General features: G+C 70.8%; 15 protein-coding genes, 1 tRNA gene and 1 pseudogene. 11 read left to right on the top strand and 6 right to left on the bottom strand.

Going from position 1 to position 13,324, the window contains the following annotated elements; genetic code table 11:
* The first annotated feature begins 109 nt into the window (after window positions 1-109).
* The 3 genes from trpD to EYQ95_RS20750 are packed head-to-tail and all read left to right on the top strand — an operon-like array spanning window position 110 to window position 2,725.
* Complete coding sequence (gene trpD / locus EYQ95_RS20760) at window positions 110-1,144, top strand: anthranilate phosphoribosyltransferase (RefSeq protein WP_132330086.1); 1,035 nt, start codon at window positions 110-112, stop codon at window positions 1,142-1,144.
* A 52-nt stretch (window positions 1,145-1,196) separates the two neighbouring features.
* Complete coding sequence (trpC, locus tag EYQ95_RS20755; protein WP_132330084.1) at window positions 1,197-1,985, top strand: indole-3-glycerol phosphate synthase TrpC; 789 nt, start codon at window positions 1,197-1,199, stop codon at window positions 1,983-1,985.
* Entirely contained in the window at window positions 1,982-2,725 is a 744-nt protein-coding gene (locus EYQ95_RS20750; protein WP_132330082.1) for an HAD-IB family phosphatase, read from the top strand. The genes trpC and EYQ95_RS20750 overlap by 4 nt, the downstream gene beginning before the upstream one ends.
* Window positions 2,726-2,755: 30 nt before the next feature.
* Here the strand turns inward: EYQ95_RS20750 and EYQ95_RS26425 are convergent, their stop codons facing one another.
* The 3 genes from EYQ95_RS26425 to crp form a co-directional block, all read right to left on the bottom strand.
* Entirely contained in the window at window positions 2,756-3,115 is a 360-nt protein-coding gene (locus tag EYQ95_RS26425; RefSeq protein WP_165924807.1) for an energy transducer TonB, read from the bottom strand.
* 396 nt (window positions 3,116-3,511) lie between these two features.
* A complete protein-coding gene (locus EYQ95_RS20740; RefSeq protein WP_132330078.1) occupies window positions 3,512-3,964 on the bottom strand; it encodes a GNAT family N-acetyltransferase in 453 nt (150 codons plus the stop codon).
* Window positions 3,965-3,966: 2 nt separating this feature from the next.
* Window positions 3,967-4,653, bottom strand: a complete 687-nt coding sequence (gene crp, locus EYQ95_RS20735) for a cAMP-activated global transcriptional regulator CRP (protein ID WP_132330076.1) — start codon at window positions 4,651-4,653, stop codon at window positions 3,967-3,969.
* 170 nt (window positions 4,654-4,823) lie between these two features.
* Between crp and speD the strand changes: the two genes are divergently transcribed.
* Complete coding sequence (speD, locus tag EYQ95_RS20730; protein WP_132330074.1) at window positions 4,824-5,618, top strand: adenosylmethionine decarboxylase; 795 nt, start codon at window positions 4,824-4,826, stop codon at window positions 5,616-5,618.
* Between the two features lie 257 nt (window positions 5,619-5,875).
* Here speD and coq7 read toward each other — a convergent pair whose 3' ends face one another.
* Entirely contained in the window at window positions 5,876-6,517 is a 642-nt protein-coding gene (coq7, locus tag EYQ95_RS20725; RefSeq protein WP_132330072.1) for a 2-polyprenyl-3-methyl-6-methoxy-1,4-benzoquinone monooxygenase, read from the bottom strand.
* A 10-nt stretch (window positions 6,518-6,527) separates the two neighbouring features.
* The gene (locus tag EYQ95_RS20720; protein ID WP_165924806.1) at window positions 6,528-7,757 is read right to left on the bottom strand and encodes a (Fe-S)-binding protein; all 1,230 of its coding nucleotides are present in this window, start codon (window positions 7,755-7,757) and stop codon (window positions 6,528-6,530) included.
* 157 nt (window positions 7,758-7,914) lie between these two features.
* Between EYQ95_RS20720 and rplM the strand changes: the two genes are divergently transcribed.
* The 6 genes from rplM to maiA all read left to right on the top strand — a co-directional run bounded on the left by rplM (window position 7,915) and on the right by maiA (window position 11,778).
* On the top strand, window positions 7,915-8,343 hold the full coding sequence (rplM, locus tag EYQ95_RS20715; RefSeq protein WP_132330068.1) for a 50S ribosomal protein L13: 429 nt from the start codon (window positions 7,915-7,917) through the stop codon (window positions 8,341-8,343).
* A 3-nt stretch (window positions 8,344-8,346) separates the two neighbouring features.
* Complete coding sequence (gene rpsI / locus EYQ95_RS20710) at window positions 8,347-8,739, top strand: 30S ribosomal protein S9 (protein ID WP_132330066.1); 393 nt, start codon at window positions 8,347-8,349, stop codon at window positions 8,737-8,739.
* Between the two features lie 63 nt (window positions 8,740-8,802).
* A tRNA-Gln gene (locus EYQ95_RS20705) sits at window positions 8,803-8,877 on the top strand.
* 69 nt (window positions 8,878-8,946) lie between these two features.
* On the top strand, window positions 8,947-9,714 hold the full coding sequence (locus EYQ95_RS20700; RefSeq protein WP_207916576.1) for a 2OG-Fe dioxygenase family protein: 768 nt from the start codon (window positions 8,947-8,949) through the stop codon (window positions 9,712-9,714).
* Between the two features lie 332 nt (window positions 9,715-10,046).
* Window positions 10,047-11,033, top strand: a complete 987-nt coding sequence (locus tag EYQ95_RS20695; protein WP_132330064.1) for a fumarylacetoacetate hydrolase family protein — start codon at window positions 10,047-10,049, stop codon at window positions 11,031-11,033.
* A gap of 79 nt (window positions 11,034-11,112) precedes the next feature.
* Entirely contained in the window at window positions 11,113-11,778 is a 666-nt protein-coding gene (gene maiA / locus EYQ95_RS20690; protein ID WP_132330062.1) for a maleylacetoacetate isomerase, read from the top strand.
* Between the two features lie 164 nt (window positions 11,779-11,942).
* On the opposite strand, the gene EYQ95_RS20685 is transcribed toward maiA, so the two are convergent.
* A complete protein-coding gene (locus EYQ95_RS20685) occupies window positions 11,943-13,055 on the bottom strand; it encodes a PilT/PilU family type 4a pilus ATPase (RefSeq protein WP_132330060.1) in 1,113 nt (370 codons plus the stop codon).
* A gap of 89 nt (window positions 13,056-13,144) precedes the next feature.
* Here EYQ95_RS20685 and EYQ95_RS20680 point away from each other — a divergent pair.
* Window positions 13,145-13,324, top strand: a pseudogene (locus EYQ95_RS20680) (DUF4398 domain-containing protein); the annotation flags it as partial.

Below are 13,324 nucleotides of genomic sequence, written 5' to 3'. Positions count from 1 at the left end.
CGAAGGCGCCGGCGCCGCGTCGCGGTCGACCACGCCCCGCTCCATCACGCGACGCTTCCCGCTGATCCCGAATCCCGAATCCCGAATCCCGAATCCCGAATCCCGAATAATGCCCATCACCCCCCAGCAGGCGCTCCAGCGCACGATCGAGCACCGCGAGATCTTCTTCGACGAGATGGTCGAGCTGATGCGCATGATCATGCGCGGCGAGGTCAGCCCCGTGATGACCTCGGCCATCCTCACCGGCCTGCGCGTCAAGAAGGAGACGGTCGGCGAGATCGCCGCCGCGGCACAGGTCATGCGCGAGTTCTCGCTGCCGGTGCACGTGGGCGACCGCCGGCACCTGGTCGACATCGTCGGCACCGGCGGCGACGGCGCGAGCACGTTCAACATCTCGACGGCGAGCATGTTCGTGGTCGCGGCGGCGGGAGCGAAGGTGGCCAAGCATGGCGGGCGCAGCGTCTCGTCCAGCTCCGGCAGTGCCGACGTGCTGGAATCGCTGGGCGCCCACATCGAGCTTCCGCCCGAGCGCGTGGCCGACTGCATCGAGCGCACCGGCATCGGTTTCATGTTCGCGCCCCTGCACCACCCGGCGATGAAGCAGGTCGCCCCGGTGCGACGCGAGATGGGCGTGCGCACGCTGTTCAACATCCTCGGGCCGCTGACCAACCCGGCGGGCGCGCCCAACATCCTGATGGGCGTGTTCCATCCCGACCTCGTCGGCATCCAGGTGCGCGTGCTGCAGGAGCTCGGCGCCGAGCGCGCGCTGGTGGTCTGGGGCCGCGACGGCATGGACGAGCTCTCGCTGGGCGCGGCCACGCTGGTGGGCGAGCTGCGCGACGGCGTGGTGCACGAATACGAGGTGCATCCCGAGGACTTCGGCATCGCCATGGCCGCCAGCCGCAACCTGCGCGTGGCGGACGCCGCCGAGTCGCGCGCGATGCTGATGCTGGCGCTGGACGACACGCCCGGACTGCCGCGGGAGATCGTCTGCCTCAATGCCGGTGCGGCGCTGTACGTCGCGGGCCTGGCCGGGTCCATCGCCGAAGGCATCGCGCTGGCCCGGCGCACCATCGCCTCGGGCGCTGCACGCGCCAAGCTGGCGGAGTTCGTCGCCGCCACGCGCGGGCTCGCCGCCACCTGAGCAGCCTCCCCATGTTTCCGACCGACCGCCGCATTCCGCAGGGCCGTAACCGATGAGCGACATCCTCGACACCATCCTCAAGCGCAAGGCCGAGGAGGTCGAGCAGCGCAGCCGCGTGCGGTCGCTGGAGGATCTCAGGGCCCGCGTGCGCGACCTGCCGCCCACGCGCGGCTTCGTGGAGGCGATCCGCCGCCGGCATGCGGCGGGGCAGCCGGCCGTGATCGCCGAAGCCAAGAAGGCGAGCCCCTCGAAGGGGCTGATCCGCCCCGACTTCGACCCCGCGCAGATCGCCCGCAGCTACGAGGCCGGCGGGGCGGCCTGCCTCTCGGTCCTGACCGACGTCGACTTCTTCCAGGGCAGCAACCTCTACCTGGGCCTGGCCCACCGATCCTGCGCGCTGCCGATCCTGCGCAAGGATTTCATCGTCGACCCCTACCAGGTGTACGAGGCGCGCTTCATCGGCGCCGACGCCATCCTGCTGATCGTGGCCGCGCTGGAGGACGGCCCGATGATCGAGATGGCCAACCTCGCCGGCGCGCTCGGCATGGACGTGCTGGTGGAAGTGCACGACATCGACGAGCTCGAGCGCGCGCTGCAGACCGACTGCGAGCTCATCGGCGTCAACAACCGCAACCTGCGCACGTTCGAGGTCTCGCTGGACACCACGCTGGGACTGCGGCCGGCGGTGCCGACCGACCGCATCCTCGTCACCGAGAGCGGCATCGCCACCAGCGCGGACGTGGCGAGGATGCGAAGCGCCGGCATCGAGACCTTTCTCGTCGGCGAGAGCTTCATGCGCGAAGCCGACCCGGGTGCGGCGCTGCGCCGCCTGTTCGCATGAGCGTCGCCGGCCCGCGCTATCCGGCGGCGAAGGCGGACGCGCCGCTGGTGGTCTTCGACTTCGACCACACGCTGTATGACGGCGATTCCGGTTCGCATCTCATCCGCTGGATGATCCGGCGCAGCACCTGGCGCATGCTGCTGGCGCTGCTGATCGCGCCGGTGGCCGGCCCGATGATCGCCTGGCTGCCCACCCGCCGGCGTGGCATCGGTGCCTTCATCTGGGTGGGCACGATCGGTTTTCGCCGCCGGCGCGACCTGGACGAGCTGATCGACCGCTACGTGGCCGCCAACACCGAGGCCATCCGCGCGCGCCTGCTGCCGGTGGCACTCGACGTGCTGCATCGCCACCGCGAGGCGGGCGACCGGGTGGTCGTCGCCACCGGTGCCCCGCCCGAGCTGGCGCGCGCCATCCTCGCCTTCGTCGCGCACGAGGACGTGCCGGTGGTGGGCACCCAGGTCGGGCGGCGCTTCGGGGCGGTCATCGCCACCCGCCACTGCCACCACGCCATGAAGATGCGCATGCTGCGCGAGGCGGGCTTCGTGGGCGAGGTCGCCGCCGCCTACTCCGACAGCACCGCCGACCTGCCGCTGCTGCAGGCCGCCCGCCGCCCCGTCGTGGTCAACCCCAAGCGCGACAGCGTGGACCTCTTCCGCCGCCTGCTGCCGCCGGGCACGCCCATCCTCAACTGGGGCTGCCGCGATCGCGGCGGCGAGGGCACCGCGACCACGGCGCGTTGACTTGTGCCCTCATGGCCACGGCGTGCCCGCCTAGAAGGCGAGGCTGACCTCGAGCCAAGCCTGCACCGGGGCGCCGCCGCGGGTCGCGGGTGCGAAGCGCCACTGCCCGACGACCGACATGGCCGTGTCCAAAGCGCGTTCCGAACACGCCTGCCGCCGTATCACGACCGCCACGGGCAGGCCGTCGACGTCGACAAGCACGTCGAACGTGACCGCGCCCCCGGCATCCGCTCCGACGAAACCAGGGATCGCGGCCGGGTCGAAACCCCCGCGGTACTCCGGGAGTTCGGCGGGAGGCACGTCGTAGCTCTCGAGATCCAACGCCGGGCGCTCCCCGTACACGACCAGCGAAACGCCGGCATTGGGGTCGAATACCCATGGGGCGGGCATCGTGGCCGCCTGGCCGGTGAGCGCGCCCTGGGGAGGAGTGGCAGGCTTCGCCGGAGGTTCGCTTGCAGTGCCCGTAGGCACGGGTGGCGGGGGGGGCGGGGGCGGCGGGGGCACCCTGTCCACGAATCCCACCAGAACCGCCGACGCTTCCTCCACCGCGACCGGAAGCGGGTGGGCAGGCAGAAGCAGTGCGAGGCCGACGGCGGCATGGACCGCGATCGCCGTCGACAGCGCGACGATGCGGCGCGGGTCGGGCTTTGCCAGAGAGGGGCTCGAAAGACGGAGAGATGGAACAGCCATGGGCATGGGACGGGCGAGCCTGCCGCGGGCGAATCGCGGCAGCCACTGCAAGCTTACTTTCGCGCTCCACCGATCGGGTGAAGCGGAAGCTGCGGCTCAGTCGCCCAGCAGCTTCACGAAATGCCGGGCCCCGTCGGTAAAGCCGCAGCCGTGGTAGAAGGCCGGCGCGCCCTCGCGGCTGGCGGCGCTGGTCACCTCGATGCGCGCGGCGCCGGCCTGGCGGGCGATGGCCTCCACCTCGCGCAGCAGCCGGCGGCCCACCCCCTGGCGTTCGCAGTCGGGGGCCACTACCAGGGCGGTGATGCGGGCCTGCTCGGTGCCGCGCACCAGCGAGTAGCGCAGGTCCATGCCCGCCAGCGCGCAGGCATGCCCGCCGATCTCCGCGATCAGCAGGCGCTGGCGCGGGTCGGCCAGCACCATGGCGATGCGGTCGGCCGCCTCAGCGCGGCTGCAGGGGTAGCCGAGCAGGTCGAGCAGGGTGGCGACGTCGGCGGCATCGCCGATCCGCGCGTCGCGGACCCGGACACCCTCGATCGTCTCGCCCACCATGCTCAGCGGGTGCCGTAGAGCACGACGGTCTTGCCGCGGGCGTGCAGCACGCCGTCGGCCTGGAGCTTCTTGAGCACGCGGCCGGCCATCTCCCGCGAGCAGCCCACCAGCCGCGAGAGTTCCTGGCGCGAGACGCGGATCTGCGTGCCCTGCGGGTGGCTCATGGCTTCCGGCTCCTTGGCCAGATCGTGCAGGGTGCGGATGATGCGGTCGGTGACGTCGAGGAAGGCCAGGCGGCCCGCCTTGCGGCTGGTGTCGAGCAGGCGGCGGGAGATCTGGGCGCCGATCGCGTACAGCAGCTTGGGGGCGTCGGTGGACAGCCGGGTCATCAGCAGGTCGTAGAAGCGCTCGTGGCCGATCTCGGCCAGCTCGGTCGCCGTGCGCGTACGCAGCGTGACCTCGCGCTTGTCGCTCTCGATGAACAGGCCCATCTCGCCCACGAACTGGCCGGGGCCGAAGTAGCCCAGGACCAGCTCCCGGCCGTCCTCCTCCTCGTTGATGATGCTCACCGAGCCGGAGATCACGTAGTACAGCGTCGTGGCCGCGTCGCCCGGCCGGAAGACGTCGGTACGGGAGGGATAGCGCCGCCGGTGGCAGTGGGCCAGGAAGCGGTCGATCGCCGCGGCGTCGGGCAGCAGGGGGCTCTGTGCGCGCCGGCTCGCGTGCGGATAGGCCAGGTCGGGGGACATGGGCGTTTTCCGGGGGATTTGCCCGACTATATAAGCGATCGGCCCGGAAACGGCCACTTGGTCACCCTTTGGGCGTGCCGTCCGTCGCCCGGCGTTGCGCGGGCATTCGTTCCCCCGTCACCCCGCTTGCCCCATAATCCCGCGCTCTTCACGCACCGGGATCCACGCACGTGGTCAAGCCACTGCCGCGCCTGCGGCTCCAAGGTTTCAACAACCTGACCAAGGCGCTGTCGTTCAACATCTACGACATCTCGTACGCCGCCTCCGAAGACGAGCGCCAGCGTTACATCCAGTACATCGACGAGGCCTACAACGCCGACCGCCTGACGCAGATCCTGACGGACGTCGCCGACATCATCGGCGCCAACATCCTGAACATCGCGCGCCAGGACTACGACCCGCAGGGCGCGTCGGTGACCATCCTCATCTCCGAGGAGCCGGTCATCGACAAGCGCGACGCCGGCAAGGAGCTGATCTCCGATGCCGTGGTCGCGCACATGGACAAGTCGCACATCACGGTGCACACGTACCCGGAGACCCATCCGGACAACGGCATCGCGACCTTCCGCGCCGACATCGACGTGGCCACCTGCGGCGTGATCTCGCCGCTGAAGGCGCTGAACTACCTGATCGAGAGCTTCGAGTCCGACATCGTGATCATGGACTACCGCGTCCGTGGCTTCACGCGCGACATCAAGGGCAAGAAGCACTACATCGACCACAAGATCAATTCGATCCAGGACTACCTGGCCAAGAACATCAAGAACCGCTACGAGATGCTCGACGTCAACGTCTACCAGGAGAACATCTTCCACACGAAGATGCACCTGAAGGAGTTCGACCTCGACACCTACCTGTTCGAGGAAAAGGCCAAGAACCTCTCGTTCAAGGAGCGCATGAAGATCGAGGCGCGCCTCAAGCGCGAGATCGAGGAGCTCTACCACGGGCGCAATCTGGTCGATTGAGCCGGGATTCGGGATTCGGGATTCGGGATTCGCAGAGTCAAAAGCAAGAAAGCCCGCTTCGGCGGGCTTTTTTCGTGTTCGGGCCGGCAGCGTGGGCCTTGGCCGGCATGGGGCGGATCAACCTCGCGGCCAGCCCCGCGGCGCGCGAGGTCGGGTGCGACGCCAGGCACGGGCCGATGCATCGTCAGCCCCGCGTGCGAGCCTTCCCGAATCCCGAATCCCGAATCCCGAATCCCGAATCCCGAATCCCGAATCCCTCACACCCGATACGCCACCGCCTTCATCAGCTTCGACGCCAGCGCCATCGCCTGCGGGATCGGCGCGGGCAGCACGCGCGCCCCGGCCGCCTCGGCGTTGTGGGCGTGGCGGATCTCGTCTTCCTTCATGACCTCGAGGATCGCGCGGCTGCGGGCGTCGGCAGGCGGCAGCGATTCCAGGTGCTCGTCGATGTGCGCCTCGACCTGGCGCTCGGTCTCCACCACGAAGCCCAGGTTCCAGCCGTCGCCGCGCAGGCCGGCGGCCAGCCCGATCGCGTAGGCGCCGGCGAACCACAGCGGGTTGAGCAGGCTGGGGCGGCTGTCGAGCTCGCGCAGGCGATCGGCGCACCAGGCGAGGTGGTCGGTTTCCTCCTGTGCGGCATGCAGCAGGTGCTCGCGCGTGCGCGCGTCGCGCGCCACCGAGGCCTGGCCGACGTAGAGCGCCTGCGCGCAGACCTCGCCCACGTGGTTGATGCGCATGAGTCCGGCGGCGTGCCGGCGCTCGGCCTCGTCCAGCACGATCTCGGCGTGGTCGTCGGCCGGGTTGCGGCGTACCGCCGGCGGATCACCGGCCACGGTTTCCAGGGCGCGCTGGGCGGTGTCGATCCAGCGGTCGAGGGCGGTCAGGCGGCGCGTGCTCATGCCGCGCAGTTTACCGGCGGGGCGTGGGCGCCTCGAGGTGGCGCGCGAGAAATTCCAGCGGATGCTCGACCGGCAGGCACGTGCCGCCCTGCAGGTGCAGCCGGCAGCCCAAATTGGCGCTCAGCAGCCGCGTCGCGCCGCTTGCGTGCAGTTGCGCGAGCAGCGGGGCGCGATGGGCCGAGGCCTGCGCGGGCTCGAGAAGGAAGTGCGTGCCCGAGGCGCCGCAGCAGCCGCTGCCGGCGTCGAGGGCCACGACCTCCAGCCCCGGCACCGCCGCGAGGAGCCGGCGCAGGGCGCCGTCGCTGCGCACGATGTTGCGCTGCGTGCACGGCAGGTGCAGCGCGGCGCGCTCGCGCGTGGGACGAAAGCCCAGCCGCTCCACATGCGTGGCGAGCAGCTGCAGCGCGTCGACCGCCGCGGTACCGGCCCGCATCGCGGCCGCCACCGCTTCGTGGCAGCCGCTCGCGAGCGTGAGCACCTGCCGATGGCCGGCGAACGCGGCGGCATTGCGGGCGGCCAGCGAGGCCGCGGCCGTGGCGTTGCCGGCATGCGCGTGCAGGCTGCCGCAGCAGCCCTGGCCGGACGGCACGGTGGTCGCGATCCCGGCGGCTTCGAGCAGCCGCACCAGCGCGGCGCGGGCCGGGGACTCGTAGGCGCGGCCCGCGCAGCCGACGAACAGGGCCACGGGGCCGGCGTCGCCTGCCGGCCCTCCGGTGGTCTGCTGCGCGCGTGCGGCCGTCGCGTCAGGGAAAGGTGGCATCACCGTGGCGTGGCGGAGGCGTACGGGGTCGCATGCGTCCGCCGGCGGCGGTACGGGCACCGGGCGAAGCCGCCGCGGAACCGGCGCCGCCAGCCATGCGTAAGCGCGAAGCAGCGCCGCCAGCAGGCGGGGCCGCGCGGCCAGGGCTTCCAGCCAGCGCTGGCGACGCGGTACCGGCCGGCGCTCGCGCTGCCGGCTCCGCGCCAGGGCGAGCAGGGCGCCGAAGCGCACGCCCGCGGGGCAGGCGCTCTCGCAGGCGCGGCAGCCCAGGCAATGGGCCAGATGCGCCTCGCCCGCGGGCGTCACCGGAATGGCGTCGAGCGCCCAGGCACGGGCCAGTGCGATGCGGCCGCGCGGCGACTCGGGCTCCATGCCGTCCTGCCGGTAGGTGGGGCAGGCCGGCAGGCAGAGGCCGCACTGCACGCAGCGGTCGGCCAGCGCGACCAGCGGGTCGGCCGAGGGCGGGCAGGGCGCGGGCATGGCGGCGATGCTACGCGGCCTTGACGTGGCTTGCACAGGACGGGCCGGGCGGCTAGAATCCCGCCTCTTTGCTCCATCCGCCTCACCACAACGCGCGGCGAAGTTCGGACGAAGCACGTCCCAATCAGCCCGACCAGGCACCCAGCAAGGTTCAGCCATGAAGACTTACACCGCCACGAACGAGACGGTCCAGCGCGACTGGTACGTCGTCGATGCCACCGGCAAGAACCTGGGCCGCCTGGCCTCGGAACTCGCCCGCCGCCTGCGCGGCAAGCACAAGCCCGTCTACACCCCGCATATCGACACCGGCGACTACATCGTCGTGGTCAACGCCGGGCAGATCGCCGTCACGGGCAACAAGCTGCAGGACAAGAAGTACCACCGCTTCACGGGCTACGTCGGCAACCTCAAGACCGAGACCCTCGCCCAGGCGCTGGAGCGCCATCCGGAGCGCGTGATCGAGATCGCCGTCAAGGGCATGCTGCCCAAGGGCCCGCTGGGCCGCGCGATGTACCGCAAGCTCAAGGTCTACGCCGGCGCCGAGCATCCGCACGCCGCCCAGCAGCCGCAGGTCCTGGATATCTAAGTCATGGCAACGAATCAGAATTACGGCACCGGCCGCCGCAAGTCCTCCACCGCCCGCGTGTTCCTGCGCAAGGGCTCGGGCAACATCACGATCAACCAGCGTCCGATCGACGAGTTCTTCGGCCGCGAGACCGCGCGCATGATCGTGCGCCAGCCGCTCGAGCTGACCAACTCCACCGACAAGTTCGACGTGGTGGTCACCGTCGCCGGCGGCGGCATCACCGGCCAGGCCGGTGCGATCCGCCTGGGCATCGCCCGCGCGCTGGTCGAGTACGACGAAGGCCTGAAGGGCGACCTGCGCCGCGCCGGCTTCATGACCCGCGACGCCCGCGAGGTCGAGCGCAAGAAGGTCGGCCTGCACAAGGCCCGCCGCGCCACGCAGTTCTCCAAGCGTTAATCGCGCTTCGCACGGTGCTGACGGGCTTGCCGTCAGCCTCCGTCGCGGTAAAATCAGTTGTATAGCCCCGTCGCCAAGCGGTAAGGCACCTGACTCTGACTCAGGCATTCGGTGGTTCGAATCCATCCGGGGCTGCCATATACGGCCGATGAGGCCACCCGAAGACCCGCCGCGTGCGGGTCTTCGCGTTTTCGGGAGGCGACGCCCGTGGTCCTGCGCTTCGAACCGCCGCTCGTGCCGCCGGATGCGGCCGCCGCACGGCTGCGCGCCCAGGGCTATGCGGTGGTGTCGGCCGACGGGGTCGCCGCGCTCTGCGGCACCAGCTCCCGGCAACTGGGCGCGATCACGCCGTCCTGGGACGGGCTCGAACCCGATGCCTACCTGCGCGACGGCGGCCGCTACCGGCGTCGCCGGCATTCCTGCTTCGTGGTCGAGCCCGGGCGGATCGAGCAGGTGCCGCACCGCGCGCACTGGCAGTCGCTGGACTACAACGCCCTGCACGGCGGCATGCACCGCTGGTTCGAGCCGATCCTTCCAGGCATCGCGGGCTCCGATGCCCTTCACGCGCTGCTTTCGGGGCTGGGGCGGCTGTTCTCGCAGGTGCGCGCGGCGCCGCGCTGGTACGTCGAGGCCCACCAGTTCCGCATCGACACCACCGACGGCGTCGGCCGGCCCACGCCGGAGGGCGCGCATCGCGACGGCGTGGACTTCGTCGCCGTGCTGCTCATCGCCCGCCAGGGCATCAAGGGCGGGGAGACGCGCGTGTTCGAGGCCGAGGGTCCGCGCGGCGAGCGCTTCACCCTCGAGCAGCCCGGGTCGGCGCTGCTGCTGGACGATACGCGCGTGATCCACGAGTCGACGCCGATCCAGCCCGTGGATGCGGCGACGCCGGGGCATCGTGACACCCTCGTGCTGACCTATCGCGCAGGTAGCTTCCAGGGCGAGGCCCAGGTCCCGGCGACGTCGGGGCGGTGACGATCACGGCCGCGAGGGCGGCTTCTTGGGCGACGCCGGCGCGCGATCCCGCGAGGGCTGGGGCCTCGTCCGGCGGCCGCCGGACGCCCTGCTTCGTCACGTCGGACGCGCGGAAGCCGGCCGCACGGACGTCGGCTTCGCCTGCGCTCGCGTGCCACGTCGGCATGAAGCCCCGCGGCAGCGCGCGACGGCAGCCGGACCGCGACGGGCGCCGCCTCGGCCGCCACGCGGAGCGCCGAGCCGGGCGCACGTCGCGGCACCGCCTCGCGCAGTGCATCGGTCGTTACAATTGAAACCATCGCGCCGCGTGGCGCCGGGCTCTGGAGCATCCGATGAAGCTGGGTTCCCTCAAGGAAGGCGGCCGCGACGGCACGCTGATCGTCGTCTCCCGCGACCTCGCGCGCGCCGTGCGCGCCGATGGCATCGCGCCCACGCTGCAGCGCGCGCTTGAGGACTGGTCCAACGTCGCGCCGCGCCTGAACGCCCTCTACGCGCAGCTCGAGGCCGGCGATGCCCCGGGCGCGTTCGATCTCGACATGACCCGGCTCGCCGCGCCGCTGCCGCGCGCCTACGAATTCGTCGACGGCTCGGCCTACCTGCCTCACGTGGAACGCGTCCGGCGCGCGCGCGGCGCCCAGGTGCCGGAGAGCTTCTACGTCGACCCGCTGATGTACCAGGCCGTCAGCGCCGGCTTCTACGGCCCGCGCGATCCCGTGCGCGTGCCCAGCGAGGACTACGGCATCGACCTCGAGGCCGAGGTCGTGGTCGTCACCGACGACGTGCCGATGGCGGTCACGCCGGATGAGGCCGCCGGGCACATCCAGCTGGTCGGGCTGGTCAACGACGTGTCCCTGCGCAACCTGATTCCGGACGAGCTCGCCAAGGGCTTCGGCTTCCTGCAGAGCAAGCCGCGCTCGGCGCTGAGCCCGGTGTTCGTCACCCCGGACGAGCTCGGCGACGCATGGAAGGACTGCAAGGTCCACCTGCCGCTGGTGACGCATGTCAACGGCGAGTGGTTCGGCGCCCCCGAGGCGGGCGTCGACATGCAGTTCTCGTTCGCCCAGCTGGTGGCGCACGCGGCCAAGACGCGCCCGCTGTCGGCCGGCACGATCGTCGGCTCGGGCACGGTGGCCAACGAGGACACCTCGCTGGGCGCGTCCTGCTTCGCCGAGCGCCGCACGGTGGAGACGCTCGAGCACGGCAAGCCGCTCACGCCGTTCATGAAGTTCGGCGACACCGTGCGCATCGAGATGCGCGACCGCGAAGGCCGCGACATCTTCGGCGCCATCGAGCAGCGCATCGAGCCGCACGCGCGCTGAGCACGCCGCGCCGCGGGCGGCATGACAGCCGCCCGTGCCGCCGCTAAGGTGCGAATCCCCGCCCTGACCGAGGCCGAGCGTGACCGAACCCCTGCGCCTGTATTCCTACTGGAGGTCGAGCGCGGCCTATCGCGTGCGTATCGGGCTCAACCTCAAGGGCCTGCGCTACGAAACGGTGCCCGTGCACCTGCTGCGCGACGGCGGCGACCAGCGTCGCCCGGACTTCGCCGACATCAACCCGCAGCGCCTGGTCCCGGTGCTCGAGCACGGCACGCGCAAGTACCGGCAGTCGCTGGCCATCCTCGAATACCTGGACGAGACCTGGCCCGAGCCCGCGCTGCTGCCGGCGCTCGGGCGCGACCGGGCGCGCGTGCGCGCCATCGCCCAGCTCATCGCCTGCGACGTGCACCCGCTCAACAACCTGCGCGTGCTGAGGTATCTGGAGGGCGAATGGGGCGTTCCGCAGGCCGAGCGCGACGAATGGGTGCGGCACTGGATCGTCGAAGGCTTCGGCGCGCTGGAGGCGACGCTCGACGACCACCCGGCCACGGGCGAGTTCTGCGAGGGCGACAGCCCCTCGCTTGCCGACTGCTGCCTGATCCCGCAGATCTACAATGCCCGCCGCTTCGGCGTGGACATGCAGCGCTTTCCGACGCTCTCGCGCATCGAGAAGGCCTGCCTCGCGCTGCCGGCCTTCGACGCCGCGCGTCCCGAACGCCAGCCCGACGCTCCCGCGTCGGCCTGAGCGTCGCCGCGGTTGGCCAGGCGCAGCTGAACGCGGCACGCATCCCGCGCAGGCGTGCCTGTTCCGGCGGGCGCGACCTGCGCGTCACGCGACTGGATCGAGGGCCGATGCCGTCACCCGGGTGCGCTTCGCTTACCCGGGCTACGCGTTAGAGTCCTGCGGGTTCACTGGGCCATCGGATCGAACACGTCCGCATAGGGATCGTGCTCGGCGCCCGCGCCCTCGGACAGGCGGAAGCGCAGGGCGAGGCCATCGCGCGAGTCGGCCGCGCGCAGTGCGTCCTCCATCGAGATGCGGCCTTCCTTCTGCAGGCGGAACAGGCACTGGTCGAAGGTCTCCATGCCTTCCTCCAGCGATTCCTCCATCGCCTGCTTGATCTCGTGCACCTGCCCGCGCCGCATGAGGTCGCGCACGTGCGGCGTATTGATCAGGACCTCGGTCGCCGGCAGGCGGCGGCCGTCCACGCCGGGCACCAGGCGCTGGCTCACCACCGCGCGCAGGTTCAGCGCGAGGTTCATCAGCACGTTCTTGTGCGCGGACTCGGGGAAGAAGTTGAGGATGCGCTCCAGCGTCTGGTCGGCGTTGTTGGAGTGCAGCGTGGCCAGGCACAGGTGGCCGGTCTCGGCGAAGGCGATCGCCGCCTCCATCGTGGTGGCGTCGAGGATCTCGCCGATGAGGATGACGTCGGGCGCCTCGCGCATCGCGTTCTTGAGCGCCGCGTGGAAGCTGTGGGTGTCCAGCCCGACCTCGCGCTGGTTGACGATCGACTTCTTGTGCCGGTGCAGGAACTCGATCGGATCCTCGATGGTGAGGATGTGGCCGGTCTGGTGGGTATTGCGGTAGTCGATCATCGACGCGAGCGTGGTCGACTTGCCCGAGCCGGTCGAACCCACGATCAGCACCAGCCCGCGCGGCGAGCTGATGATGTCCTTGAGCACCTGCGGCAGCTGCAGCTCCTCGATCGACGGGATCACGCTGCGGATCGCGCGGATCACCATGCCCACCTCGCCGCGCTGCTTGAACACGTTGACGCGGAAACGCCCCGAGTCGGGCAGGGCGTAGGCCATGTTGAGCTCGAGGGTCTTCTCGAACTCCGGCACCTGGCCCTCGTCCATCAGCGAGTAGGCGATCTTCTTGACCATCCCCGGCGGCAGGCCGGTATTGCCCAGCGGCTGCAGCTTCCCTTCGACCTTGATGTACACGGGCGCGCCGGTGGTGAGGAACATGTCCGACGCGTTCTTCTCGGTCATCAGCTTCAGGAAGTAGCCGATATCCATGCGGTCTCCTCGGAATCTCTCGCGGTTTGCGCCGCATCACGCGGCGTGGCCACAATGACCGCGCGTCCCCACGACACGGCCCGGGCCCCATGACCCCAAGCTTCGCATACTTGCGCAACGCCCTTGCGGCGCTGGTTCTCGCTTCGGCGCTCGCCGGCTGCGCCAGCCTGCCGCCGCCCACCGGCGAGCTGGCCGCGGCCGGGCAGGCGGTCGCGCGGGCCGATTCGGCCGATGCCGACCAGTACGCCGCCGCGGAGATCGCCGCCGCG

Source organism: Lysobacter sp. N42 (assembly GCF_004344885.1).
The sequence above is the reverse complement of the archived record's forward strand: the minus strand, read 5'-3'. Positions and strand labels throughout refer to the sequence as shown.

Bases quoted from the DNA above. Each gene is read 5' to 3' on its own strand.
- EYQ95_RS26425 (WP_165924807.1), bottom strand. From the start codon at position 3,115: ATGCCCGCCCCATGGGTATTCGACCCCAATGCCGGCGTTTCGCTGGTC.
- crp (WP_132330076.1), bottom strand. From the start codon at position 4,653: ATGTCCCCCGACCTGGCCTATCCGCACGCGAGCCGGCGCGCACAGAGC.
- EYQ95_RS20685 (WP_132330060.1), bottom strand. From the start codon at position 13,055: ATGGATATCGGCTACTTCCTGAAGCTGATGACCGAGAAGAACGCGTCG.
- trpC (WP_132330084.1), top strand. From the start codon at position 1,197: ATGAGCGACATCCTCGACACCATCCTCAAGCGCAAGGCCGAGGAGGTC.
- rpsI (WP_132330066.1), top strand. From the start codon at position 8,347: ATGGCAACGAATCAGAATTACGGCACCGGCCGCCGCAAGTCCTCCACC.
- coq7 (WP_132330072.1), bottom strand. From the start codon at position 6,517: ATGAGCACGCGCCGCCTGACCGCCCTCGACCGCTGGATCGACACCGCC.
- EYQ95_RS20720 (WP_165924806.1), bottom strand. From the start codon at position 7,757: ATGCCCGCGCCCTGCCCGCCCTCGGCCGACCCGCTGGTCGCGCTGGCC.
- trpD (WP_132330086.1), top strand. From the start codon at position 110: ATGCCCATCACCCCCCAGCAGGCGCTCCAGCGCACGATCGAGCACCGC.
- EYQ95_RS20740 (WP_132330078.1), bottom strand. From the start codon at position 3,964: ATGGTGGGCGAGACGATCGAGGGTGTCCGGGTCCGCGACGCGCGGATC.
- EYQ95_RS20695 (WP_132330064.1), top strand. From the start codon at position 10,047: ATGAAGCTGGGTTCCCTCAAGGAAGGCGGCCGCGACGGCACGCTGATC.
- rplM (WP_132330068.1), top strand. From the start codon at position 7,915: ATGAAGACTTACACCGCCACGAACGAGACGGTCCAGCGCGACTGGTAC.
- EYQ95_RS20750 (WP_132330082.1), top strand. From the start codon at position 1,982: ATGAGCGTCGCCGGCCCGCGCTATCCGGCGGCGAAGGCGGACGCGCCG.